At 71.5% G+C, this 25,248-nt stretch carries 23 protein-coding genes; 20 read left to right on the top strand and 3 right to left on the bottom strand.

Features of this window, described 5'->3' with window-relative positions; all coding sequences use genetic code 11:
* Nucleotides 1-33 precede the first annotated feature (33 nt).
* The 15 genes from pgsA (at nt 34) to relA (ending at nt 15,423) form a co-directional block, all read left to right on the top strand.
* Entirely contained in the window at nt 34-759 is a 726-nt protein-coding gene (gene pgsA / locus JHAT_RS10065; protein ID WP_077797737.1) for a phosphatidylinositol phosphate synthase, read from the top strand.
* Nucleotides 756-1,685 carry a phosphatidylinositol mannoside acyltransferase gene (locus tag JHAT_RS10070; RefSeq protein WP_077797738.1) on the top strand — a complete coding sequence of 310 codons (930 nt, stop codon included), beginning with the start codon at nt 756-758 and terminating at the stop codon, nt 1,683-1,685. Before pgsA ends, JHAT_RS10070 begins: the two co-directional genes overlap by 4 nt.
* Nucleotides 1,682-2,896, top strand: a complete 1,215-nt coding sequence (locus tag JHAT_RS10075; protein WP_077797739.1) for a glycosyltransferase family 4 protein — start codon at nt 1,682-1,684, stop codon at nt 2,894-2,896. Before JHAT_RS10070 ends, JHAT_RS10075 begins: the two co-directional genes overlap by 4 nt.
* Before the next feature lie 180 nt (nt 2,897-3,076).
* Nucleotides 3,077-3,619, top strand: coding sequence for a hypothetical protein (locus JHAT_RS10080; protein ID WP_077797740.1), 543 nt, complete (start codon nt 3,077-3,079; stop codon nt 3,617-3,619).
* Between the two features lie 127 nt (nt 3,620-3,746).
* On the top strand, nt 3,747-4,658 hold the full coding sequence (gene pdxS / locus JHAT_RS10085; RefSeq protein WP_077797741.1) for a pyridoxal 5'-phosphate synthase lyase subunit PdxS: 912 nt from the start codon (nt 3,747-3,749) through the stop codon (nt 4,656-4,658).
* A 12-nt stretch (nt 4,659-4,670) separates the two neighbouring features.
* Nucleotides 4,671-5,279 carry a pyridoxal 5'-phosphate synthase glutaminase subunit PdxT gene (pdxT, locus tag JHAT_RS10090; protein WP_077797742.1) on the top strand — a complete coding sequence of 203 codons (609 nt, stop codon included), beginning with the start codon at nt 4,671-4,673 and terminating at the stop codon, nt 5,277-5,279.
* Nucleotides 5,280-5,326: 47 nt separating this feature from the next.
* On the top strand, nt 5,327-6,079 hold the full coding sequence (locus JHAT_RS10095) for a YebC/PmpR family DNA-binding transcriptional regulator (protein WP_077797743.1): 753 nt from the start codon (nt 5,327-5,329) through the stop codon (nt 6,077-6,079).
* Between the two features lie 116 nt (nt 6,080-6,195).
* On the top strand, nt 6,196-6,780 hold the full coding sequence (ruvC, locus tag JHAT_RS10100) for a crossover junction endodeoxyribonuclease RuvC (RefSeq protein WP_077797834.1): 585 nt from the start codon (nt 6,196-6,198) through the stop codon (nt 6,778-6,780).
* A complete protein-coding gene (gene ruvA, locus JHAT_RS10105; protein ID WP_077797744.1) occupies nt 6,777-7,382 on the top strand; it encodes a Holliday junction branch migration protein RuvA in 606 nt (201 codons plus the stop codon). Before ruvC ends, ruvA begins: the two co-directional genes overlap by 4 nt.
* Before the next feature lie 27 nt (nt 7,383-7,409).
* A complete protein-coding gene (ruvB, locus tag JHAT_RS10110) occupies nt 7,410-8,483 on the top strand; it encodes a Holliday junction branch migration DNA helicase RuvB (protein ID WP_077797745.1) in 1,074 nt (357 codons plus the stop codon).
* A 175-nt stretch (nt 8,484-8,658) separates the two neighbouring features.
* Nucleotides 8,659-9,156, top strand: coding sequence for a preprotein translocase subunit YajC (gene yajC / locus JHAT_RS10115; protein WP_077797746.1), 498 nt, complete (start codon nt 8,659-8,661; stop codon nt 9,154-9,156).
* A 122-nt stretch (nt 9,157-9,278) separates the two neighbouring features.
* Complete coding sequence (secD, locus tag JHAT_RS10120; protein ID WP_171990828.1) at nt 9,279-11,036, top strand: protein translocase subunit SecD; 1,758 nt, start codon at nt 9,279-9,281, stop codon at nt 11,034-11,036.
* Between the two features lie 3 nt (nt 11,037-11,039).
* Nucleotides 11,040-12,161, top strand: a complete 1,122-nt coding sequence (secF, locus tag JHAT_RS10125; protein WP_077797747.1) for a protein translocase subunit SecF — start codon at nt 11,040-11,042, stop codon at nt 12,159-12,161.
* The gene (locus JHAT_RS10130; protein WP_077797748.1) at nt 12,158-12,706 is read left to right on the top strand and encodes an adenine phosphoribosyltransferase; all 549 of its coding nucleotides are present in this window, start codon (nt 12,158-12,160) and stop codon (nt 12,704-12,706) included. The genes secF and JHAT_RS10130 overlap by 4 nt, the downstream gene beginning before the upstream one ends.
* Before the next feature lie 173 nt (nt 12,707-12,879).
* Complete coding sequence (gene relA / locus JHAT_RS10140; RefSeq protein WP_077797749.1) at nt 12,880-15,423, top strand: GTP pyrophosphokinase; 2,544 nt, start codon at nt 12,880-12,882, stop codon at nt 15,421-15,423.
* 68 nt (nt 15,424-15,491) lie between these two features.
* Here relA and JHAT_RS10145 read toward each other — a convergent pair whose 3' ends face one another.
* Complete coding sequence (locus tag JHAT_RS10145) at nt 15,492-16,721, bottom strand: DUF349 domain-containing protein (RefSeq protein ID WP_077797750.1); 1,230 nt, start codon at nt 16,719-16,721, stop codon at nt 15,492-15,494.
* 134 nt (nt 16,722-16,855) lie between these two features.
* The gene (locus tag JHAT_RS10150; RefSeq protein ID WP_077797751.1) at nt 16,856-17,704 is read right to left on the bottom strand and encodes a peptidylprolyl isomerase; all 849 of its coding nucleotides are present in this window, start codon (nt 17,702-17,704) and stop codon (nt 16,856-16,858) included.
* Nucleotides 17,705-17,885: 181 nt separating this feature from the next.
* Between JHAT_RS10150 and JHAT_RS10155 the strand changes: the two genes are divergently transcribed.
* The 5 genes from JHAT_RS10155 to rpsD all read left to right on the top strand — a co-directional run bounded on the left by JHAT_RS10155 (nt 17,886) and on the right by rpsD (nt 23,023).
* The gene (locus JHAT_RS10155) at nt 17,886-18,590 is read left to right on the top strand and encodes an MBL fold metallo-hydrolase (protein ID WP_077797752.1); all 705 of its coding nucleotides are present in this window, start codon (nt 17,886-17,888) and stop codon (nt 18,588-18,590) included.
* 13 nt (nt 18,591-18,603) lie between these two features.
* A complete protein-coding gene (gene hisS / locus JHAT_RS10160; protein ID WP_077797753.1) occupies nt 18,604-19,866 on the top strand; it encodes a histidine--tRNA ligase in 1,263 nt (420 codons plus the stop codon).
* Between the two features lie 189 nt (nt 19,867-20,055).
* Nucleotides 20,056-20,718 carry a vitamin K epoxide reductase family protein gene (locus JHAT_RS10165; protein WP_077797754.1) on the top strand — a complete coding sequence of 221 codons (663 nt, stop codon included), beginning with the start codon at nt 20,056-20,058 and terminating at the stop codon, nt 20,716-20,718.
* Between the two features lie 41 nt (nt 20,719-20,759).
* Nucleotides 20,760-22,115 carry a replication-associated recombination protein A gene (locus JHAT_RS10170; protein ID WP_077797755.1) on the top strand — a complete coding sequence of 452 codons (1,356 nt, stop codon included), beginning with the start codon at nt 20,760-20,762 and terminating at the stop codon, nt 22,113-22,115.
* A 293-nt stretch (nt 22,116-22,408) separates the two neighbouring features.
* Nucleotides 22,409-23,023 carry a 30S ribosomal protein S4 gene (rpsD, locus tag JHAT_RS10175; protein ID WP_077797756.1) on the top strand — a complete coding sequence of 205 codons (615 nt, stop codon included), beginning with the start codon at nt 22,409-22,411 and terminating at the stop codon, nt 23,021-23,023.
* A 31-nt stretch (nt 23,024-23,054) separates the two neighbouring features.
* On the opposite strand, the gene JHAT_RS10180 is transcribed toward rpsD, so the two are convergent.
* Nucleotides 23,055-25,238 carry an AAA family ATPase gene (locus tag JHAT_RS10180; RefSeq protein ID WP_171990825.1) on the bottom strand — a complete coding sequence of 728 codons (2,184 nt, stop codon included), beginning with the start codon at nt 25,236-25,238 and terminating at the stop codon, nt 23,055-23,057.
* Between the last annotated feature and the right edge of the window lie 10 nt (nt 25,239-25,248).

Here is a 25,248-nt window from a genome sequence, read left to right on the forward strand (position 1 = left end):
TGCCCGTCCGCTGCGCACGCGCGCGTGACTACGATGGGCCAGCCGGTGGCCAGCAAGGGCCGCGCGGCCACACCGACCGTCGGGAAGGCCATGCTGAACAAGTACGCGCGTGCATTTTTTACGCGTGTCCTCACACCGTTCGCCGCGTTTCTCATCCGCAGGGGCGTCAGCCCGGACACGGTCACGCTGATCGGCACCGCCGGTGTGGTCGCGGGTGCGCTGGTCTTCTACCCCATGGGCGAGTTCTTCTGGGGCACGGTCGTGATCACGCTGTTCGTCTTCTCCGACCTCGTCGACGGCAACATGGCGCGCCAGCTCGGCCGCTCCAGCCGCTGGGGCGCCTTCCTGGACTCCACGCTGGACCGGGTCGCCGACGGAGCGATCTTCGGCGGCTTCGCCCTCTGGTACGCGGGCCGCGGCGACGACAACGTGCTGTGCGCCGTGTCGATCTTCTGCCTGGCCAGCGGCCAGGTGGTGTCGTACACCAAGGCGCGCGGCGAGTCGATCGGTCTGCCGGTCGCCGTCAACGGGCTGGTCGAACGCGCCGAGCGCCTCGTCGTCTCCCTGGTCGCGGCCGGTTTCGCGGGGCTGCACGCGTTCGGCGTGCCCGGCATCCAGTACCTGCTGCCGGTCGCCCTGTGGATCGTCGCCGTCGGCAGCCTCGTCACGCTGGTCCAGCGTGTCGTCACGGTCCGCCGGGAGTCCGCCGAGGCGGACGCCGCCGCGCAGGAGAACCAGGGCACCGGGGCGGCGCAGTGAGCGTTCGGGAGCGGCTGTCGGACGCCCTGTACGGGGCCGGCTGGAGCACCGTCAAGAAGCTTCCCGAGCCGGTCGCGGCGCGGCTCGGCCGCACCGTCGCGGACCTCGCCTGGAAGCAGCGCGGCACGGGCGTGCGGCGGCTGGAGGGCAACTACGCGCGCGTGGTGCCGGACGCGGGCCCGGAGCGGCTCGCGGAGCTCTCGCGCGCGGGGATGCGCTCGTACCTGCGCTACTGGATGGAGTCCTTCCGGCTGCCCGCCTGGAGCGCCGGGCGCGTCAGGGCGGGCTTCGCCCCCGAGGACCTGCACCACCTGACCGAGGGCATGGACGCGGGCAAGGGCGTGGTGCTCGCCCTGCCGCACCTGGCCAACTGGGACCTCGCCGGCGCCTGGGTCACCACGGAACTGGGCATCCCGTTCACGACCGTCGCCGAGCGCCTGAAGCCGGAGACCCTCTACGACCGCTTCGTCGCCTACCGGGAGGGCCTCGGCATGGAGGTCCTGCCGCACAGCGGCGGCTCGGCCTTCGGCACGCTGGCCCGGCGGCTGCGCGACGGCGGCCTGGTCTGCCTGGTCGCCGACCGCGACCTGTCCGCCTCCGGCGTGGAGGTCGACTTCTTCGGCGAGACGGCCCGCATGCCGGCCGGCCCCGCCCTGCTCGCCCAGCAGACCGGCGCACGGCTGGTGCCGGTGACGCTGTGGTACGACGACTCACCGGTCATGCGGGGCCGGGTCCACCCCCCGGTCGAGGTACCCGGGTCGGGTACGCGGCGCGAGAAGACGTCCGTCATGACGCAGGCGCTGGCCGACGCCTTCGCCACGGGGATCGCCGGCCATCCGGAGGACTGGCACATGCTCCAGCGCCTGTGGCTGAAGGACCTCGACCCGGCCAAGGCACCCGTCGCCGGCGAGCGGGACGCCTCGTGAGGATCGGCATCGTCTGCCCGTACTCCTGGGACGTTCCGGGCGGCGTCCAGTTCCACATCCGCGACCTCGCCGAGTACTTCATCCGCCTCGGCCACGAGGTGTCCGTCCTCGCACCCGCCGACGACGACACCCCGCTGCCGCCGTACGTCGTCTCGGCCGGGCGCGCGGTACCGGTGCCGTACAACGGCTCGGTGGCCCGCCTGAACTTCGGCTTCCTGTCGGCGGCCCGGGTGCGGCGCTGGCTGCACGACGGCGCGTTCGACGTCATCCACATCCACGAGCCGACCTCGCCGTCGCTGGGCCTGCTGACCTGCTGGGCGGCGCAGGGCCCGATCGTGGCCACCTTCCACACGTCCAACCCGCGCTCGCGGGCGATGATCGCCGCCTACGCGATCCTCCAGGCGGCCCTGGAGAAGATCAGCGCCCGGATCGCGGTGAGCGAGTACGCCCGGCGCACGCTCGTCGAGCACCTGGGCGGGGACGCGGTCGTCATCCCCAACGGCGTCGACGTCGGCTTCTTCGCCGAGGCCGAGCCCAAGCCCGAGTGGCAATCAGACGAGGCGCGAAGCTCCGTTGAGGGCGGTGGTGGGAGACGGGAGGGCGGCACGATCGGCTTCATCGGGCGCATCGACGAACCCCGCAAGGGCCTGCCGGTGCTGATGCGGGCCCTGCCGCGGATCCTCGCCGCCCGCCCGCGGACGCGGCTGCTGGTCGCCGGGCGCGGCGACGAGAAGGAGGCGGTGGCCTCCCTGCCCGCCGAGCTGCGCTCCCGGGTGGAGTTCCTCGGCATGATCAGCGACGAGGACAAGGCCCGCTTCCTGCGCAGCGTCGACCTGTACGTGGCGCCCAACACGGGGGGCGAGAGCTTCGGCATCATCCTCGTCGAGGCCATGTCGGCGGGCGCCCCCGTGCTCGCCTCCGACCTGGACGCCTTCGCCCAGGTCCTCGACCAGGGGGCGGCCGGCGAGCTGTTCGCCACCGAGGACGCCGACGCGCTGGCCGAGGCGGCCCTGCGGCTGCTGGCGGACCCGGAGCGCCGGGCCGCGCTGCGGGAACGGGGCAGCGCGCACGTACGGCGCTTCGACTGGTCGACGGTGGGCGCGGACATCCTGTCCGTCTACGAGACGGTGACGGCGGGTGCGGCGGCGGTGGCGACGGACGAGCGGGCGACGGGCCTGCGGGCACGTTTCGGACTGGCGGCGAAGGACTGAACGGCGGGCCGTGTCGCCGGCCCGTCCCCGAGACGCCCCCTCCGGGGGAGTCCGAGGGCCGGGGGCTGATGCCCCCGGCCCTCGGGCCGAAGCGGGGTGCCGGGGGCATCAGCCCCCGTCGACGCCCACCGCGGAGGCGTCCGACCGATCCGGGGAAGCACTCCCGTAGGGTTGCCGCCCGTGACTCCGACTCTCATCTGGATCCTGGTCGTCCTCGTCGCGACCGGCCTGTACCTGAGCTGGACGGCGGGGCGGCTGGACCGGCTGCACGCCCGGATCGACGCCGCCCGCGCCGCGCTCGACGCACAGCTGCTGCGCAGGGCCTCCGTGGCCCAGGAGCTGGCCACCTCGGGCGTGCTCGACCCGGCCGCCTCGATCGTCCTGTACGAGGCCGCGCACGCCGCCCGGCAGGCCGAGGAGGAGCAGCGGGAGGTCGCCGAGAGCGAACTGAGCCAGGCCCTGCGGGCGGTGTTCGAGGACGCCCGGCAGGTGGAGGCGGTGCGCGAGGCGCCCGGAGGGGAGGAGGCGGCCCGCGAACTGACCGAGGCGGTCCGCAGGGTGCCGATGGCCCGCCGCTTCCACAACGACGCCGTGGGCGCCGCGCGCCGCCTGCGCGAACACCGCAAGGTGCGCTGGTTCCGGCTGGCCGGACACGCCCCCTTCCCGCTGGCCTTCGAGATGGACGACGAACCGCCCGCGGCGCTGATGGACAGGTCCGCCTGACCGCCGTCCCGGGCCCCTCTGCCGCAAAAGGATCCACCGGCTGTCCATTGGCCCTTGCTGTGGCCTGGTCCCTTCGCGTTTCCTCAGTGCTGCAGAAACCCCCCTTTTTCTGATCAGCGAGGTACCCGTGTCCAGCACGCTCTCCGAGAACCAGACCCCCGAGACCGGCACCGCCCGCGTGAAGCGCGGCATGGCCGAGCAGCTCAAGGGCGGCGTGATCATGGACGTCGTCACGCCGGAGCAGGCGAAGATCGCCGAGGACGCGGGCGCCGTCGCCGTCATGGCGCTGGAGCGGGTCCCGGCCGACATCCGCAAGGACGGCGGCGTGGCCCGGATGTCCGACCCGGACATGATCGAGGGCATCATCGACGCCGTCTCGATCCCCGTGATGGCCAAGTCCCGCATCGGCCACTTCGTCGAGGCCCAGGTCCTGCAGTCCCTCGGCGTCGACTACATCGACGAGTCCGAGGTCCTCACCCCGGCCGACGAGGTCAACCACTCCGACAAGTGGGCCTTCACGACCCCCTTCGTCTGCGGCGCCACCAACCTCGGCGAGGCCCTGCGTCGCATCGCCGAGGGCGCGGCCATGATCCGCTCCAAGGGCGAGGCCGGCACCGGCAACGTCGTCGAGGCCGTGCGCCACCTGCGCCAGATCAAGAACGAGATCGCCCGCCTGCGCGGCTACGACAACAACGAGCTGTACGCCGCCGCCAAGGAGCTGCGCGCCCCGTACGAGCTGGTCCGCGAGGTCGCCGAGCTGGGCAAGCTCCCGGTGGTCCTGTTCTCCGCCGGTGGTGTCGCCACCCCCGCCGACGCCGCGCTGATGCGCCAGCTCGGCGCCGAGGGCGTCTTCGTCGGCTCCGGCATCTTCAAGTCCGGCGACCCGGCCAAGCGCGCCGCCGCCATCGTGAAGGCCACCACCTTCTACGACGACCCGAAGATCATCGCGGACGCGTCCCGCAACCTCGGCGAGGCCATGGTCGGCATCAACTGCGACACCCTCCCCGAGACCGAGCGCTACGCCAACCGCGGCTGGTAAGGCACCGGATCCATGAGTGACACCCCCGTCATCGGCGTCCTGGCCCTCCAGGGCGACGTACGGGAGCACCTCGTCGCCCTGGCCGCGGCCGATGCCGTGGCCAGGCCGGTCAGGCGCCCCGAAGAACTCGCCGAGGTCGACGGCCTGGTCATCCCCGGCGGCGAGTCCACCACCATCTCCAAGCTGGCCGTCCTGTTCGGCGTGATGGAACCGCTCCGCGCCCGCGTGCGCGACGGCATGCCCGTCTACGGCACCTGCGCCGGCATGATCATGCTGGCCGACAAGATCCTCGACCCGCGCTCGGGCCAGGAGACCGTCGGCGGCATCGACATGATCGTGCGCCGCAACGCCTTCGGACGGCAGAACGAGTCCTTCGAGGCGGCCGTCGACATCGAGGGCGTGGCGGGCGATCCTGTCGAGGGCGTGTTCATCCGCGCCCCCTGGGTCGAGTCCGTGGGCGCCGCGGCCGAGGTGCTCGCCGAGCACGACGGCCACATCGTCGCGGTCCGCCAGGGCAACGCGCTGGCCACGTCGTTCCACCCGGAGCTGACCGGCGACCACCGCGTCCACCGCCTCTTCGCCGACATGGTGCGCGCGAACCGGGCGGCGGAGTCCTTGTAGGATTCCTGCGTTCGTTCAAAGACGGGTTACGCGAAGGAGACAGGCAGATGTCCGGCCACTCTAAATGGGCCACGACGAAGCACAAGAAGGCCGTCATCGATGCCAAGCGCGGCAAGCTCTTCGCGAAGCTGATCAAGAACATCGAGGTGGCGGCCCGCATGGGCGGCGCCGACATCGACGGCAACCCGACGCTCTACGACGCCATCCAGAAGGCGAAGAAGCAGTCGGTGCCGAACAAGAACATCGACTCCGCGGTCAAGCGCGGCGCCGGCCTGGAGGCCGGTGGCGCCGACTACGAGACGATCATGTACGAGGGTTACGGCCCCAACGGTGTCGCGGTGCTCATCGAGTGCCTCACCGACAACCGCAACCGCGCCGCCTCCGACGTCCGCGTCGCCATGACCCGCAACGGCGGCTCCATGGCCGACCCGGGTTCGGTGTCGTACCTGTTCAACCGCAAGGGCGTCGTGATCGTCCCCAAGGGCGAGCTGACCGAGGACGACGTGCTCGGCGCCGTCCTGGACGCGGGCGCCGAGGAGGTCAACGACCTCGGCGAGACCTTCGAGGTCATCAGCGAGGCCACCGACCTGGTCGCGGTCCGCACCGCCCTCCAGGACGCCGGCATCGACTACGAGTCCGCCGACGCCAACTTCGTCCCGACCATGCAGGTCGAGCTGGACGAGGAGGGCGCCCGGAAGATCTTCAAGCTGATCGACGCCCTCGAGGACAGCGACGACGTGCAGAACGTCTTCGCCAACTTCGACGTCAGCGACGAGGTCATGGAGAAGGTCGACGCGTAGCGCCCGCACGCGCGACGGCACCCCGGCGGGCCGGAGGGACACGTCCCCCGGCCCGCCGCCGTTGTCGGTGGTACCCGATAGCCTGCACAAACAGGTGATCGAGGGAAGGCGTGGGCGTGCGTGTACTGGGGGTGGACCCGGGGCTGACCCGTTGCGGGGTCGGTGTCGTCGAGGGCGTCGCGGGCAGGCCGCTGACCATGCTCGGCGTCGGTGTCGTCCGCACCCCCGCGGACGCCGACCTCGGCCACCGCCTCGTCGCCGTCGAGCAGGGCATCGAGCAGTGGCTGGACGAGTACCGGCCGGAGTTCGTCGCCGTGGAGCGCGTCTTCAGCCAGCACAACGTCCGCACGGTGATGGGCACCGCCCAGGCCAGCGCCGTCGCCATCCTCTGCGCCTCCCGCCGCGGCATCCCCGTCGCCCTGCACACCCCCAGCGAGGTCAAGGCCGCCGTGACCGGCAGCGGACGCGCCGAGAAGGCCCAGGTGGGCGCCATGGTCACCCGCCTGCTGCGGCTGGCCGCGCCCCCGAAGCCCGCAGACGCGGCCGACGCGCTCGCCCTGGCCATCTGCCACATCTGGCGGTCCCCCGCGCAGAACCGGCTCCAGCAGGCCGCCGCCCTGCACGCCTCCCGGGGCCTGCGGACCCCGGGAACCCCGCGCACCCCGAAAGCCCCGCACGCACCGAAAGGCCATACGGCATGATCGCCTTCGTCAGTGGCACGGTCGCCGCCCTCGCCCCCGACACCGCGGTGGTGGAGGTCGGCGGTGTCGGCATGGCCGTCCAGTGCACGCCGAACACGCTCTCCGCCCTCCGCGTCGGCAAGCCCACCAAGCTCGCCACCTCCCTCGTCGTCCGCGAGGACTCCCTGACGCTGTACGGCTTCGCCGACGACGACGAGCGCCAGGTCTTCGAGCTGCTCCAGACCGCCAGCGGCGTCGGCCCCCGCCTGGCACAGGCGATGCTGGCCGTGCACAGCCCCGACGCCCTGCGCAGGGCCGTCTCCACCGGGGACGAGAAGGCCCTGACCGCCGTCCCGGGCATCGGCAAGAAGGGCGCCCAGAAGCTGCTGCTGGAGCTGAAGGACCGGCTCGGCGAACCGGTCGGCGCCCCCGCCGTCGGCGCACCCGTCAGCACCGGATGGCGCGACCAGCTGCACGCCGCCCTCATCGGCCTGGGGTACGCGACCCGTGAGGCCGACGAGGCCGTGTCCGCCGTGGCGCCCCAGGCGGAGGCCGCCGGGGGCAAGCCCCAGGTGGGGCAGCTGCTCAAGGCGGCCCTGCAGACACTGAACCGCGCCCGATAGTCCGTAGCGAGAGCCGAGGCACACCTCATGAACTGGGACGACACGACCGACACCGAGGCCGCCGGAGAGCGGCTGGTGGGATCGGTCGCCGACGGCGAGGACCAGGCCGTGGAGGCGGCCCTGCGCCCCAAGGACCTGGGCGAGTTCATCGGCCAGGAGAAGGTCCGCGAGCAGCTCGACCTCGTCCTGCGCGCCGCACGCGCGCGCGGGGCCACCGCCGACCACGTCCTGCTCTCCGGCGCCCCCGGCCTCGGCAAGACCACCCTCTCGATGATCATCGCGGCCGAGATGGGCGCCCCCATCCGCATCACCTCCGGCCCCGCCATCCAGCACGCCGGCGACCTCGCCGCGATCCTCTCCTCCCTCCAGGAGGGCGAGGTCCTCTTCCTCGACGAGATCCACCGCATGTCCCGGCCCGCCGAGGAGATGCTCTACATGGCGATGGAGGACTTCCGCGTCGACGTCATCGTCGGCAAGGGCCCGGGCGCCACCGCCATCCCGCTCGAACTGCCCCCGTTCACCCTGGTCGGCGCCACCACGCGCGCGGGCCTGCTGCCGCCCCCGCTGCGCGACCGCTTCGGTTTCACCGCGCACATGGAGTTCTACGGACCGGCCGAGCTGGAACGCGTGGTCCACCGCTCCGCGGGCCTGCTCGACGTCGAGATCGACCCGGCCGGCGCCGCCGAGATCGCCGGTCGCTCCCGCGGCACCCCCCGCATCGCCAACCGCCTGCTGCGCCGCGTCCGCGACTACGCCCAGGTCAAGGCCGACGGCCTGATCACCCGGGAGATCGCCGCCGCCGCCCTCGCGGTCTACGAGGTCGACGCCCGGGGCCTGGACCGCCTCGACCGGGCCGTGCTGGAGGCGCTGCTCAAGCTGTTCGGCGGCGGTCCCGTCGGCCTGTCCACGCTCGCCGTCGCCGTGGGGGAGGAGCGTGAGACAGTGGAAGAGGTCGCCGAACCCTTCCTCGTGCGGGAGGGCCTCCTGGCCCGCACCCCACGCGGGCGGGTCGCGACCCCGGCGGCCTGGGCGCACCTCGGTCTCACCCCGCCGCGCGCGCAGAACTCCGGAAAGGGACAACAGGACTTGTTCGGGGCGTGACGCCCCCGCTCCGGCGAGGACATTCGCCGGAGCAGGAACCCCGGTGTCATGCTGAGCGTTGTTCCATGCGCGCGGACTCGCTTAGACTCCGCCGATGCCGCCCTTGTCGGCGGCGTACACACCCCCAACCATCAGGCCGCCCACCATCGCGGTCGTGTGAAGGAAGTACCGACCCGTGAGTCTCGTGACCCTCCTCCCGTTCATCGTGCTCATCGGGGCCATGTTCCTGATGACGCGGTCGGCGAAGAAGAAGCAGCAGCAGGCCGCCGACATGCGGAACCAGATGCAGCCCGGTTCCGGTGTCCGCACCATCGGGGGCATGTACGCCACGGTCAAGGAGGTCAACGAGGACACGGTCCTCCTCGACGCCGGTCCGGGTGTCGAGCTGCTCTTCGCCAAGAACTCCATCGGTGCCGTCCTCACCGACGACGAGTACAACCGCATCGTCCACGGCATCGAGCACGACCTGAAGTCCGACGCCGACATCGTTCCGGACGACGCCTCCTCCCTCACCGAGACCGACGTCCCGGCCGCCGACGACTCCGACGGCAAGTCCGTCGACCTCGGCAAGAAGGACGCGGCCGACGAGCCGACGGCCGACGCCGCGCCCGCCGAGGCGACGACGGCGGACGAGCAGCCGAAGAAGTCCGACGGCGGCTCCGAGGCGAAGTAGCCGCGCCCCGAGGTGCACGGACCGTTCCCGTGCGCCCCGCGCGTCGCGCGGATCCCCACACCATGTGATGTCCGCCGGTGCGCCGTCCCGGCGTGACGCGGCTCGAGAGGGAGTACGAACAGGTGGTAGCACCTAAAAAGGGAAAGACCGCGAGCGCTCAGAGCAAGCCCGGGCGCTCGCTGGCCCTGATCGTGATCGTCATCGCGGCGCTCACGGGAGGCATGTTCGCCTCCGGACACACGACTCCGCGTCTCGGGATCGACCTGGCCGGCGGCACGAGCATCACCCTCAGGGCGGTCTCGGAACCCGGCCAGGAATCCGCGATCAACAAGACCAACATGGACACCGCCGTTGACATCATGAACAACCGTGTCAACGGTCTGGGTGTCTCCGAGGCCGAGGTTCAGACCCAGGGCGACCGGAACATCATCGTCAACATCCCCAAGGGTACGAACTCCAAGGAAGCCCGGGCCCAGGTCGGTACCACCGCCAAGCTCTACTTCCGTCCGGTCCTCGCCACCGAGCTCTCCGGTGCCGCCGCGACGGGCAGCCCCTCGCCGAGCGCCTCCGGCGCCTCGGACAAGGCCACCGACAAGGCGACCGGCGACGAGAAGGCGAGTTCCTCGCCGTCCGACGCCGCCTCGGCCAGCGCCACCCCCCAGGGCCGCGCGGTCACCGACGCCCTGAAGGCCGACCCCAGCCCGTCCGCCTCCGGCAAGGCCACCGGCGACGCCTCCCCGTCCCCGAGCGCCTCCGGCGACGACGCGACCGCCGAGCTCCAGGCCCGTTACGCGGCCCTGGACTGCACGAAGAAGGCGGAGCGCGCCAAGGCCGGCAACGGCGTCAAGCCCAGCGACTCGACGGTGGCCTGCGGCCAGAACTCGCAGGGCCAGTGGCAGAAGTACATCCTCGGCCCCGCCGCGGTCGACGGCACCGACGTCGACGAGGCCAAGGCGGTCTTCAACACCCAGACCGCCGCCGGCTGGACCGTCACGATGAAGTTCACGGACTCCGGCTCCAAGAAGTTCGCGGACATCACCGGCAAGCTCGCCCAGAACCCGTCCCCGCAGAACCAGTTCGCCATCGTCCTGGACAACGAGGTCGTCTCCGACCCGTACGTCAACGAGGCCCTGACCGGCGGCAGCGCGGAGATCTCCGGCAGCTTCGAGCAGGAAGAGGCGCAGAGCCTCGCCAACATGCTGTCCTACGGTGCGCTGCCGCTGAGCTTCAAGGAGGACAGCGTCACCACCGTCACCGCCGCGCTCGGCGGCGAGCAGCTGAAGGCCGGCCTGATCGCCGGTGCGATCGGCCTCGCGCTGGTCGTCCTCTACCTGCTGCTCTACTACCGCGGACTGTCGTTCATCGCCGTCGCCTCGCTGCTGGTGTCCGCGGGCCTGACGTACGTGATCATGGCGCTGCTCGGCCCGACCATCGGCTTCGCGCTGAACCTGCCGGCCGTCTGCGGAGCCATCGTCGCCATCGGCATCACGGCGGACTCGTTCATCGTGTACTTCGAACGCGTCCGCGACGAGATCCGCGAAGGACGCTCGCTGCGCCCCGCGGTCGAGCGTGGCTGGCCGCGCGCCCGGCGCACCATCCTGGTCTCCGACTTCGTGTCGTTCCTCGCCGCGGCGGTGCTCTTCATCGTCACCGTCGGCAAGGTCCAGGGCTTCGCGTTCACGCTGGGTCTGACCACCCTGCTCGACGTGGTGGTGGTGTTCCTCTTCACCAAGCCGCTGCTCACGCTGATGGCCCGCCGCACGTTCTTCGCGAGCGGCCACAAGTGGTCCGGCCTCGATCCGAAGAGCCTGGGTGCCAAGCCTCCGCTGCGCCGCACCCGTCGTCCGTCCGCCGGTCCCGTCGACCCGAAGGAGGCGTGAGAGATGTCGAAGCTCGGCAAGCTCGGCGCCCGGCTGCACCATGGCGAGGTCGGCTACGACTTCATCAAGAACCGCAAGATCTGGTACGGCATCTCCATCCTGATCACCATCACGGCGATCGTGGGCCTGGCGGTGCGCGGCCTGCACATGGGCATCGAGTTCCAGGGCGGCGCGGTCTTCACCACTCCGAAGAACATGAGCGCCTCGGTGTCCCAGACCGAGACGTACGCGGAGGAGGCCTCCGGCCACGACGCGATCGTCCAGAAGCTCGGCGACGGCAGCCTGCGCATCCAGATCGCGGGCATCGACACCGGCAAGTCGGACGAGATCAAGGACGGCCTCGCCAAGGACCTGAAGGTCGACGCGGAGAAGATCAACGCCGACCTGGTCGGCCCCAGCTGGGGTGACCAGATCGCCAACAAGGCCTGGCAGGGCCTGGCGATCTTCATGGTCCTCGTCGTGATCTACCTGGCGATCGCGTTCGAGTGGCGCATGGCGCTCGCCGCGTTCATCGCGCTGATCCACGACATCACCATCACCACCGGCATCTACGCCCTCGTCGGCTTCGAGGTCACGCCGGGCACGGTGATCGGTCTGCTCACGATCCTCGGTTACTCGCTCTACGACACGGTCGTCGTCTTCGACAGCCTCAAGGAGCAGACGAAGGACATCACCAAGCAGACCCGCTGGACCTACGGCGAGATCGCCAACCGCTCGATCAACAGCACCCTGGTCCGCTCCATCAACACCACGGTGGTCGCGCTGCTGCCGGTGGCCGGCCTGCTGTTCATCGGCGGCGGTGTCCTCGGCGCCGGCATGCTCAACGACATCTCGTTGTCGCTGTTCGTGGGCCTCGCGGCCGGCGCGTACTCCTCGATCTTCATCGCCACGCCGCTGGTCGCCGACCTCAAGGAGGCCGAGCCGCAGATGAAGGCCCTCAAGAAGCGCGTCCTCGCCAAGCGCGCCCAGGCCGCGGCCAAGGGGGAGCCGGCCGAGGCCGCCGTCGCCGACGGGCCGTACGCCGACGACGAGCCCGAGGACGCCGCACCCGCGGTCGTCGGCCCCCGCAACCAGCCCGCGTCCCGCACCAGGGGCCGCGGCCGACCCTCGGGGAAGCGCCGATGACCGGGCTCGCGGACATCTCGGAACTGCTGCTCAGCCGCATCCGGGACGTGGTCGACTACCCGGAGCCGGGCGTGGTGTTCAAGGACATCACCCCGCTCCTGGCCGACCCGGTGGCGTTCACCGCGCTCACCGACGCCCTCGCCGAGGTCGCCGGTCGCACCGGCGCCACCAAGGTCGTCGGGCTGGAGGCCCGGGGCTTCATCCTCGGCGCCCCGGTCGCCCTGCGGTCGGGCCTCGGCTTCGTCCCCGTGCGCAAGGCGGGCAAGCTCCCCGGAGCCACCCTCGGCCAGGCCTACGACCTGGAGTACGGGTCGGCCGAGATCGAGGTGCACGCCGAGGACCTGAGCGCCGACGACCGCGTGCTGATCGTCGACGACGTCCTCGCCACCGGAGGCACCGCCGAGGCCTCCGTCCAGCTCATCCGCAGGGCCGGCGCGCAGGTCGCGGGCCTGGCCGTGCTGATGGAGCTGGGCTTCCTCGACGGGCGTGCCCGGCTGGAGCCCGCTCTGGCCGGCGCCCCGCTGGAGGCGCTGCTCACCGTCTGACGCGGCCCGTGCCGCACAGGGAGGCGGGCCCGGAGGAATCCGGCGCCCGCCTCTCGCGTTTCTCCCGTCGAAGGCCCTCACTCCGGCCTGAAGGCGATTCCGGAGGCCAGGATCGCTACCATGGGGATTCCGGAGCCTGACCGGGGGAGCCGGATCGCGCACGAGGAGCCCTCTTGCCAGACGAGGCCCAGCCACTGACCGCCGCAAAGCCCGAGTCCGCCTCGGCGCCCGCGGCGAAGCCCGCGCCGAGCGCGCCCCAGGCGAAGAACGACACGCACGGGCCGATCCAGCACGCCCCGTCCGCGCCGGTCGACAAGCCCGCCGAGCAGCAGTCGCGGCCCAAGCCCCTGCCGCACGAGCGTCCCCAGAACGCGCCCGTGGTCCGCACCCCCGCCGGGCAGCCCGCCCGCTCCGGCTCCTCCAACCGCGTCCGCGCCCGCCTCGCCCGCCTCGGCGTGCAGCGCGCGAACCCGTACAACCCGGTCCTGGAGCCGCTGCTGCGGATAGTGCGCAGCAACGACCCCAAGATCGAGACGGCGACGCTGCGTCAGATCGAGCGCGCCTACCAGGTCGCCGAGCGCTGGCACCGCGGCCAGAAGCGCAAGAGCGGCGACCCGTACATCACGCACCCCCTCGCCGTCACCACGATCCTCGCCGAGCTCGGCATGGACCCGGCCACCCTGATGGCAGGGCTGCTGCACGACACGGTCGAGGACACCGAGTACGGCCTGGACGACCTGCGCCGCGACTTCGGCGACGTCGTCGCCCTGCTCGTCGACGGCGTCACCAAGCTGGACAAGGTCAAGTTCGGCGAGGCCGCGCAGGCGGAGACCGTGCGCAAGATGGTCGTCGCCATGGCCAAGGACCCGCGCGTCCTGGTCATCAAGCTCGCCGACCGCCTGCACAACATGCGCACCATGCGCTACCTCAAGCGCGAGAAGCAGGAGAAGAAGGCGCGCGAGACCCTGGAGATCTACGCGCCGCTCGCCCACCGCCTGGGCATGAACACCATCAAGTGGGAGCTGGAGGACCTCGCCTTCGCGATCCTCTACCCCAAGATGTACGACGAGATCGTCCGCCTGGTTGCCGAGCGCGCCCCCAAGCGCGACGAGTACCTCGCCGTCGTCACCGACGAGGTCCAGCAGGACCTGCGCGCGGCCCGCATCAAGGCGACCGTCACCGGCCGCCCCAAGCACTACTACAGCGTCTACCAGAAGATGATCGTCCGCGGCCGTGACTTCGCGGAGATCTACGACCTGGTGGGCATCCGCGTCCTGGTGGACACCGTCCGCGACTGCTACGCGGCGCTGGGCACGGTCCACGCCCGCTGGAACCCGGTTCCGGGGCGGTTCAAGGACTACATCGCGATGCCCAAGTTCAACATGTACCAGTCGCTGCACACGACGGTCATCGGACCCAACGGCAAGCCGGTCGAGCTGCAGATCCGCACCTTCGACATGCACCGCCGCGCCGAGTACGGCATCGCCGCGCACTGGAAGTACAAGCAGGAGGCCGTCGCCGGCGCCTCCAAGGTGCGTTCCGACGCTCCCAGGTCGTCCGGCAAGGGCAAGGACGACCACCTCAACGACATGGCGTGGCTGCGCCAGCTGCTGGACTGGCAGAAGGAGACCGAGGACCCCGGCGAGTTCCTGGAGTCCCTGCGCTTCGACCTCTCCCGCAACGAGGTCTTCGTCTTCACCCCCAAGGGCGACGTCATCGCGCTCCCGGCCGGGGCCACACCCGTGGACTTCGCCTACGCCGTCCACACCGAGGTCGGCCACCGCACCATAGGGGCCCGGGTCAACGGCCGTCTCGTCCCGCTGGAGTCCACCCTGGACAACGGAGACCTGGTGGAGGTCTTCACCTCCAAGGCGGCCGGCGCGGGCCCCTCCCGCGACTGGCTCGGCTTCGTGAAGTCGCCGCGCGCCCGCAACAAGATCCGCGCCTGGTTCTCCAAGGAACGCCGTGACGAGGCGATCGAGCAGGGCAAGGACGCCATCGTCCGCGCCATGCGCAAGCAGAACCTGCCGATCCAGCGCATCCTGACCGGCGACTCCCTGGTCACGCTCGCGCACGAGATGCGGTACTCGGACATCTCCGCGCTGTACGCGGCGATCGGCGAGGGGCACGTCTCCGCGCAGAACATCGTGCAGAAGCTGGTCCAGGCGCTCGGCGGCGAGGAGGCCGCCACCGAGGAGATCGACGAGTCGGTGCCGCCCGCGCGCGGTCGCGGCCGCAAGCGCCGCACCAGCGCCGACCCGGGCGTCGTCGTCAAGGGCGTCGAGGACGTGTGGGTCAAGCTGGCCCGCTGCTGCACGCCCGTCCCCGGCGACCCGATCATCGGCTTCGTCACCCGCGGCAGCGGCGTATCGGTTCACCGCAGCGACTGCGTGAACGTGGACTCGCTCTCCCGCGAGCCCGAGCGCATCCTCGAGGTCGAGTGGGCGCCCACCCAGTCCTCCGTCTTCCTGGTCGCCATCCAGGTCGAGGCCCTGGACCGCTCCCGGCTGCTGTCGGACGTCACGCGCGTGCTGTCCGACCAGCACGTCAACATCCTCTCCGCGGCCGTCCAGACCTCCCGGGACCGGGTGGCCACCTCCCGCTTCACCTTCGAGATGGGCGACCCGAAGCACCTCGGACACGTCCTGAAGGCCGTACGCGGCGTGGAGGGCGTGTACGACGTGTACCGGGTGACGTCGGCGCGCAGACCGTCGTAGGGGCCGCGGAAACGGACGAGAGGGGCTCCCGTACACCGTGTACGGGAGCCCCTCTCGTGCGTGCGGTGTCAGCCGCCGAACTCCTGCAGGCCCTTCAGCGCCTGGTCCAGCAGCGCCTGCCGGCCGTCCAGCTCGCGCTGGAGCTTGTCGGCCTTGGCGTCGTTGCCCTGGGCACGCGCCTGCTCGATCTGGGAGCGCAGCTTGTCCACGGCGGCCTGGAGCTGACCGGTCAGACCCTCGGCACGCGCGCGTGCCTCCGGGTTGGTCCGGCGCCACTCGGCCTCCTCGGCCTCCTGGATCGCCCGCTCCACGGCGTGCATCCGGCCCTCGACCTTCGGCCGGGCGTCACGCGGCACGTGGCCGATGGCCTCCCAGCGCTCGTTCACCGAGCGGAACGCGGCGCGGGCCGCCTTGAGATCCGTGACCGGCAGGATCTTCTCGGCCTCCTCGGCCAGCTCCTCCTTCAGCTTGAGGTTCTCCGCCTGTTCCGCGTCCCGTTCGGCGAAGACCGAGCTGCGGGCGGCGAAGAAGACGTCCTGGGCACCGCGGAAGCGGTTCCACAGGTCGTCCTCGTGCTCGCGCTGGGCGCGGCCCGCGGCCTTCCACTCGGACATCAGGTCGCGGTACCGCGCGGCCGTCGGTCCCCAGTCCGTCGAGCCCGACAGCGCCTCGGCCTCCGCGACCAGCCGCTCCTTGGTCCGGCGGGCCTCCTCGCGCTGCGCGTCCAGCTGCGCGAAGTGCTGCTTGCGGCGCTTGGAGAACGCCGAGCGCGCATGCGAGAAGCGGTGCCACAGCTCGTCGTCGGTCTTGCGGTCCAGGCGCGGCAGACCCTTCCAGGTGTCCACCAGCGACCGCAGCCGCTCGCCGGCCGCCCGCCACTGGTCGGACTGCGCCAGCTCCTCGGCCTCGGCCACCAGCGCCTCCTTGGCGCCCCGCGCCTCGTCGGACTGCTTGGCCCGCTGCGCCTTGCGCTCCTCGCGGCGCTTCTCCACCAGCTCGACGAGCTTGTCCAGCCGGGCCCGCAGCGCCTCCAGGTCACCGACCGCGTGGTGCGCGTCGACCTGCTCGCGCAGGTGCTCGACGGCGGCCAGGGCGTCCTTCGACGACAGGTCGGTGGTCTTCACTCGCTTCTCGAGGAGGCCGATCTCGACAACCAGGCCCTCGTACTTGCGCTCGAAGTAGGCCAGCGCCTCCTCGGGGGAGCCTGCCTGCCAGGAACCGACGACCTTCTCGCCGTCGGCCGTACGCACGTACACGGTCCCCGTCTCGTCGACGCGGCCCCACGGGTCGCTGCTCACAGCGCCTCCTCCACATGATGCCTGCGAAGGGCTCTGCTGCCCCCGGCATCGTCCACAGTTTCGTCACGGCCAACATAGGCGACCGGCGGGGGGCCTGTCCGCATCCCGCGCGACCGAAATTCCGCAGTTGGGGCTCAGGATTCGGTGACCGTCGCCTTGTCGATCACGACCGTCGCGTTGGGCGCGGTGTTCCCGGTCGCCGGGTCCATGGGCTGGGCCCCGGCGTCCGCGATCTTCTTGAGCACCTTCATCCCCGCCTCGGACACCGTGCCGAACGGCGTGTAGTCCGGGGGCAGCTGGCTGTCCTGGTAGACCAGGAAGAACTGGCTGCCGCCGGTGTTCCGTCCCTGGCCGGTCTGCGCGTTGTACTGGTTGGCCATCGCCACCGTGCCCGCCGGGTACACGTTGCCCGCGAGGCTCTTGTCCTTGAGGTTCTCGTCGGGAATCGTGTAGCCGGGGCCGCCCGCCCCGGTGCCCTGCGGGTCGCCGCACTGGAGCACGTAGATGCCCTGGTCGGTCAGCCGGTGGCACTTCGTGTGGTCGAAGTAGCCCTTGCCCGCGAGGAAGTGGAACGAGTTGACGGTGTGCGGCGCCGCCGACGCCTTCAGCGCGATGTCTATCTCACCGCAGGTGGTCGACAGCTTCATCGTGTACTTCGCCGACTTGTCGATGGCCATCGCAGGTTCCTTCTTCCAGGTCTGCGTCGTGGCCTTGCCGGCGGCGGGCTTGTCGCACGGGTCCGGAGCCTTGCCGCTCGCGGAGGCGCTCGGGGTGACCTCCGCGTTCGCGTTGGTCTTGTCGTCGTCGCCCCCGACGGCCCCGGTCGCGTACAGCGCGACGCTGCCGATCAGGACGACGCCGAGTGCCGAGGCGATCGCCGCGTTGCGCGTGCGCGCCTTGCGCCGCGCGGAGGTGCGTCGCTGCTGCTGCCGCAAGAACTTCTCCCGGGCGAGCTGACGCCGCCGCTGCTCCTGGCTGACCACCGGGTTCTCTCCTCATGCGTCGTGTGTGCCGACCGGTACGCGTGCGCGTGACGAACCGACCGCGTGCGTGTAGCCCCGTACCGTATATGGGTTCGCTGAGGAAACGGCACCGCCGGTAGGCTCTGACCACGGGCGCAGGCCGCCCGCAAGCCACCCGTACCGACACAAACGAAGGACGATCGTGCTCATTGCCGGGTTCCCCGCCGGGGCCTGGGGGACGAACTGTTACCTCGTCGCCCCCGCCGCGGGTGAGGAGTGCGTGATCATCGACCCCGGCCACCAGGCCGCGCAGGGCGTCGAGGAGGCACTCGCCAAGCATCGGCTCAAGCCCGTCGCCGTCGTCCTCACCCACGGCCACATCGACCACGTGGCCTCGGTCGTCCCCGTGTGCGGCGCGCACGACGTGCCCGCCTGGATCCACCCCGACGACCGCTACATGATGGGCGACCCCGAGAAGGGGATCGGCCGGTCCATCGGCATGCCGCTCATGGGCGAGCTCACCGTGGGGGAGCCGGACGACGTCCGTGAACTGACCGACGGCGCGAAGCTGGAGCTGGCGGGCATGGAGCTGACGGTCGCGCACGCGCCGGGCCATACCAAGGGGTCGGTGACCTTCGGCCTGCCCGAGGCGGCGGACATCCCGCCGATCCTCTTCTCGGGCGACCTGCTGTTCGCCGGCTCCATCGGACGCACGGACCTGCCGGGCGGCTCCATGGACGACATGCTGGCGTCCCTCGCCCGCGTGGTCCTGCCGCTCGACGACCCGACCGTGGTGCTGTCCGGCCACGGCCCCCAGACGACCATCGGCCAGGAGCGCGCCACCAACCCGTATCTGCGGCAGGTGGCGGCCGGCCAGGGCGCCGAGGCGCCCCGACGAGGAATGTGACGAGAGACCTTCCGTGAGCACCTTCAAGGCCCCCAAGGGCACGTACGACCTGCTGCCGCCGGCCTCCGCCGAGTACCTGGCCGTCCGCGAGGCGATCGCCGCCCCGCTGCGCAACTCCGGCTACGGCTACATCGAGACGCCCGGCTTCGAGAACGTCGAGCTCTTCGCGCGCGGTGTCGGCGAGTCCACCGACATCGTCACCAAGGAGATGTACGTCTTCGAGACCAAGGGCGGCGACCGCCTCGCCCTGCGCCCGGAGACCACCGCGCCCGTGCTGCGCGCGGTCCTGGAGGCCAACCTGCACAAGGCGGGCAACCTGCCGGTGAAGGTCTGGTACTCGGGCTCGCAGTACCGCTACGAGCGCCCGCAGAAGGGCCGTTACCGCCACTTCTCCCAGGTCGGCGCCGAGGCGATCGGCGCCGAGGACCCGGCACTGGACGCCGAACTGATCATCCTGGCCGACCAGTCGTACCGCGCGCTGGGCCTGCGGAACTTCCGCATCCTGCTCAACTCCCTGGGCGACAAGGAGTGCCGCCCCGTCTACCGGGCCGCGCTCCAGGACTTCCTGCGCGGCCTCGACCTGGACGAGGAGACGCTGCGCCGCGCCGAGATCAACCCGCTGCGCGTCCTGGACGACAAGCGCCCCGACGTGCAGAAGCAGCTCGCCGACGCACCGCTGCTGCGCGACTACCTGTGCGACGCCTGCAAGACCTACCACGAGGAGGTCCGCGAGCTGATCACGGCGGCCGGCGTCGTCTTCGAGGACGACCCCAAGCTGGTGCGGGGCCTGGACTACTACACGCGCACCACCTTCGAGTTCGTGCACGACGGCCTCGGCTCCCAGTCCGCGGTGGGCGGCGGCGGTCGCTACGACGGCCTGTCGGAGATGATCGGCGGCCCCTCCCTGCCGTCCGTGGGCTGGGCGCTCGGCGTCGACCGCACCGTCCTCGCCCTGGAGGCGGAGGGCATCCGGCTGGACATCCCGTCCGCGACCTCCGTCTTCGCCGTCCCCCTCGGCGAGGAGGCCCGCCGGATCCTGTTCGCGAAGGTCACCGAGCTGCGCAAGAACGGCGTGGCCGCGGACTTCTCCTACGGCGGCAAGGGCCTGAAGGCCGCGATGAAGGCGGCCAACCGCTCCGGCGCCCGCTACGCCCTGGTCCTCGGCGAGCGCGACCTGGCCGAAGGCGTCGTCCAGCTCAAGGACATGGAGTCCGGCGAGCAGACGGCGATCGGCGTCAACGAGATCGTGGCGGAGCTGGAGTCGAGGCTCGGCTAGCCCGGTACGCCCTGGGGGCGCACGTGTTCGCTCACGTGTGCCCCCGGCGAACGGGCATCGGCCGGTGCGTCACGCCCGAGGGCGATCGCCGATACGCTCTTATGTCCAGCGAACGGTGGCCTTACAGGTCCGTGCGGCACAATGGCCCCTGCCCGAAGCAGGTCCGACTCGAGCGACGGAATCGGCGTGATGAGCAAGACGACAGCGAAGGACGTCTCCACCGTGGTAGAGCCCGCGCCGGAACCCACCTCCGGATCCCCGCGCACGGAGGGCGCCGGTCGTGCCTTCGCCCTGCTGCTGGTGATCACGGGCGCCGCCGGGGTGCTCGCCGCGTGGGTCATCACGCTCGACAAGTTCAAGCTCCTCGAGGCCAAGGTCGCGGGCACGACGTTCACCCCCGGGTGCAGCCTGAACCCGGTCGTCTCCTGCGGCAGCGTCATGGAGAGCGACCAGGCGGCCGTCTTCGGCTTCCCCAACCCGATGCTGGGCCTGGTGACCTACGGCATCGTCGTCTGCGTCGGCATGAGCCTGCTCGCCCGGGCCCGCTTCCCGCGCTGGTACTGGCTCACCTTCAACGCCGGCTGCCTGTTCGGCGTCGGCTTCGTCACCTGGCTGCAGTTCGAGTCCCTGTACCGGATCAACGCGCTGTGCCTGTGGTGCTGCCTGGCCTGGGTCGCCACCATCCTGATGTTCTGGTACGTGACGTCCTTCAATGTCCGCAAGGGCTTCCTGCCCGCCCCGAACTGGCTGCGCGGCTTCTTCGACGAGTTCACCTGGGTCCTGCCGGTGCTGCACATCGGCATCATCGGCATGATGATCCTGACTCGCTGGTGGGACTTCTGGACCAGCTGACGGCGCGCCGCGTTGTCGGTGCGGTCCTTTAGGGTTCTCGCGTGGAGCCCGACCTGTTCACCGCCGCAGCAGAAGAACGCCAGGAGAAGGACCCGACCGGCAGCCCCCTCGCCGTGCGGATGCGCCCGCGCACCCTCGACGAGGTCGTCGGTCAGCAGCACCTGCTCAAGCCGGGGTCACCGCTGCGCAGACTGGTCGGAGAGGGCGCCTCCGGTCCCGCCGGACCCTCCTCGGTGATCCTCTGGGGCCCGCCGGGCACCGGCAAGACGACCCTGGCGTACGTCGTCTCCAAGGCCACCAACAAGCGGTTCGTGGAGCTGTCGGCGATCACCGCGGGCGTCAAGGAGGTCCGCGCGGTCATCGACGGGGCCCGCCGCGCCGTCGGGGGGTACGGCAAGGAGACCGTCCTCTTCCTCGACGAGATCCACCGCTTCAGCAAGGCCCAGCAGGACTCCCTGCTCCCCGCCGTCGAGAACCGCTGGGTCACCCTGATCGCCGCCACCACCGAGAACCCGTACTTCTCGGTCATCTCCCCGCTGCTCTCCCGCTCCCTCCTCCTCACCCTCGAACCCCTCACCGACGACGACGTCCGGGGCCTGCTCCGCCGGGCCCTGACCGACGAGCGCGGTCTGGGGGGCGCCGTCGCCCTCCCCGAGGACACCGAGGACCACCTGCTGCGCATCGCCGGCGGCGACGCCCGCCGCGCGCTGACCGCCCTGGAGGCCGCCGCCGGGGCCGCGCTCGACAAGGGCGAGAGCGAGATCTCCCTGACCACGCTGGAGGAGACGGTCGACCGGGCCGCGGTGAAGTACGACCGCGACGGCGACCAGCACTACGACGTCGCCAGCGCCCTGATCAAGTCCATCCGCGGCTCCGACGTGGACGCCGCCCTGCACTACCTGGCCCGGATGATCGAGGCCGGCGAGGACCCCCGCTTCATCGCCCGCCGTCTGATGATCTCCGCCAGCGAGGACATCGGCCTCGCCGACCCGAACGCGCTGCCCCTCGCCGTCGCCGCCGCCCAGGCCGTCGCCATGATCGGCTTCCCCGAGGCCGCCCTCACCCTCAGCCACGCCACCATCGCCCTGGCCCTCGCCCCCAAGTCCAACGCCGCCACCACCGCCATCGGCGCCGCCCTGGAGGACGTGCGCAAGGGGCACGCCGGGCCGGTCCCGGCCCACCTGCGCGACAGCCACTACAAGGGCGCGGGCAAGCTCGGGCACGGGCGGGGCTACGTGTACCCGCACGACCTGCCCGAGGGCATCGCCGCCCAACAGTACGCCCCCGACGAACTGAAGGACCGGACGTACTACGCCCCGACCCGGCACGGCGCCGAGGCCCGGTACGCGGACGCGGTGGAGTGGACCCGGGAGCACCTCGGTCGCAAGCGGCCCTGAGCAGCCTGTAGAATCGCCCGAAGCGCTGAGTTCCGTGCAGTCAGAACGGGACAACCAGCCGGAACCCCCAGGGGTTCCAGGAGCGTCGCGCACCGTCGACCGGTGTCGCGGGCAGCCCACCACCACCCGGAGCTCCGGGAGCGGTCGGTGGGCCACTCGCGTGCTGCACGTATGTGCCCAGACCAGGGGAGCGGCTGCCCGACAGGTCCCACGGGACCGGCGGGATTCCCCGGCTGCGGATGCGACCTCCCTCAACCCTGACGAGCCGGAAACTCAGAAAAGAGACACAGACAGTGGCGAACCAGTCCCGCCCCAAGGTCAAGAAGTCGCGTGCCCTCGGCATCGCGCTGACGCCGAAGGCCGTCAAGTACTTCGAGGCCCGCCCCTACCCGCCGGGCGAGCACGGCCGCGGCCGCAAGCAGAACTCGGACTACAAGGTCCGTCTGCTCGAGAAGCAGCGTCTGCGCGCGCAGTACGACCTCAGCGAGCGCCAGCTCGTCCGCGCCTACGAGCGCGCCTCCAAGACCAACATGAAGACCGGCGAGGCCCTGGTCATCGAGCTCGAGCGCCGTCTCGACGCGCTGGTCCTGCGTTCGGGCATCGCCCGCACGATCTACCAGGCCCGCCAGATGGTCGTCCACGGCCACATCCAGGTCAACGGCCAGAAGGTCGACAAGCCGTCCTTCCGTGTCCGTCCGGACGACGTCGTGCAGGTGCGCGAGCGCTCCAAGGACAAGACCCTCTTCACGATCGCCCGTGAGGGTGGCTTCGCCCCCGAGGGCGAGACCCCGCGCTACCTCCAGGTGAACCTCAAGGCCCTGGCGTTCCGCCTGGACCGCGAGCCGAACCGCAAGGAGATCCCGGTGATCTGCGACGAGCAGCTCGTCGTCGAGTACTACGCCCGCTGATCCAGCCGGACGTCAGTACCCCCGCGGTACCTCAGCCCGCCGTCTCCCCACCCCTCCGGGTGGACGAGGCGGCGGGCTTCGCGCTGCGCGCGTCCACCGGCGCCGGCCGGCCCGCCCGGCACGGTGCCGGCAGCGCCGCCGCTCCCGGCCGCCGCAGCGCCCGCGTCACCGCCTCCGCACGGCCGAGCCGCGCCCCGTGCCGCACGTACTCCTCGTACCGCTCGTCGCCCAGCTGCTCCCGGGCCGTCGCCTCGCACAGCTCGTGCGGCGCGTTGTAGTGCGCCGAACCGAACAGCGGCAACCCCACCGACGGCCACATCCGCCCCGCCGCGCCCTGGAGCACCGCGGCCTCCGCCGCGTCGCCCTCCGCCACCGTGACCACGGCCAGCAGCTCCAGCGCCAGCACCGAACCCAGCTGGTCCCGGAAGCGGTGGGCGCCGGCCAGGCAGTCGGTCAGCAGCTCACGGGCGCGCACCGGATCGCCCTCGCTCCAGGCCGCGTACGCCAGCACGTACAGGGCGTATCCCCGGGCCCAGCGCTCGCCGTGGTCCTCGCACACCTGGCGCACGTCCTCGCACAGGCGCACCGCGTCCGGCAGATCGCCCTGGAACGCCCGCGTCATCGCCAGCTCCACCTGGCCCATCAGCACGTTGGTGTTGAGCTCGCCGATCTGCCGGTAGCGGCGCAGCGCCGACCGCAGCAGCGCCTCCGCGCGCGGCATGTCGTCCGTGACCAGCGCCAGACAGCCGGTGCGGTGCTCCACGTACGCCATCGCCGTGGGGTTCCGCGACCGCTCGGCCTCCTCCCGGCACTCGTGGAGCGCCGCCAGCGCGGCAGCCGTGTCGCCCTGCAGGATCGCCACGTGCCCGAGCACCCACAGCGCCTTCAGCCGGGACCGCCCGCCCGCCGGCCCCTCCACGTCCAGCCGCACCGCCTGGTCCAGCCAGTGCCGCCCCTCCGAGAGCCGCCCGCAGCCGACCCAGTGGAACCACAGGGCGCCCGCGAGATACTGGCCCAGGTGCGCCTCGTCCGGCTCGGCCAGGCAGTGCTCCAGGGCACCGCGCAGATTCGGCAGCTCCGCCTCCACCCGCGCGGCCACCTCGCGCTGACGCGGCGAGAACCACTCCAGTTCGCACCAGGTCGCCAGCCCCACGTACCAGTCCCGGTGGCGGCGCCGCAGCCGCGCCGCGTCCCCCGTCGCCTCCAGCCAGTCGGCACCGTACGCACGCACCGTGTCGAGCATCCGGTACCGGACCCCGGCCGGCGTCTCCTCGCGTGCCAGCACGGACTGCGCCAGCAGCGCGCAGACCACGTCCAGCACGTCGGCGGCGGGCAGTCCGTCGCCGCTGCACACGTACTCGGCGGCCTCCAGGTCGAACGACCCCGTGAACACCGACAGCCGGGCCCACAACAGCCGCTCCTCGGGCGTGCACAGCTCGTGGCTCCAGCCGATCGCGGTGCGCAGCGTCCGGTGCCGGGGCGGCACGGCGCGGTCCCCGCCGGTCAGCAACCGGAAGCGGTCGTCCAGCCGCCGCAGCATCTGCCCCGGCGACAGCGCGTCCAGCCGCCCGGCGGCCAGCTCGATCGCCAGCGGGATCCCGTCCAGCCGCCGGCACAGCTCCCGCAGCACCCCCTCGGCACCGGTGTCCACGGCGTCCCCGCACGCGAGACCGCGCTGCGCCGCCCGGGCGGTCAGCAGCTCCACCGCCTCCTCCGTGCCCAGCGGCGCCAGCGGCACCAGCCGCTCCCCGGCCACGCCCAGCGGTCTGCGCCCCACCGCCAGCACCCGCAGCCCCGGCACGCGGCCCAGCAGGTCGGTCGCCAGCGCGCCGCAGGCGTCCACCAGGTGCTCGACCCCGTCCAGGACCAGCAGCAGCTCCCGCTCGGCCAGGTGCGCGAACAGCGTCTCGCGGGGCAGGCGCGTGGTGTGGTCGGTCAGACCGAGCGCCTCCACGACCGCGTAGTCGACGAACTCCGGATCGCGCACCGGAGTCAGGTCCACCCGCCAGGCCCCGTCCCGGGGTGCGCACCGTGCCGCCGCCCGCGCCGCCAGGCGCGACTTCCCGACCCCGCCCGCCCCGGTCACCGTCACCAGCCGGGCGGCGTCGAGGGCCCGGGCCAGTCCGGCGAGCTCCGCCGCGCGCCCGACGAAGGCGTCGAGCTCCAGCGGGAGGTTGCCGTGCGGGGAGCTTCCGTCGCGCCGATGATCTCGCATGGAACACGGA

Origin of the sequence: Streptomyces sp. JHA26, assembly GCF_002005565.1 — a bacterium.
Classification (GTDB): domain Bacteria; phylum Actinomycetota; class Actinomycetes; order Streptomycetales; family Streptomycetaceae; genus Streptomyces.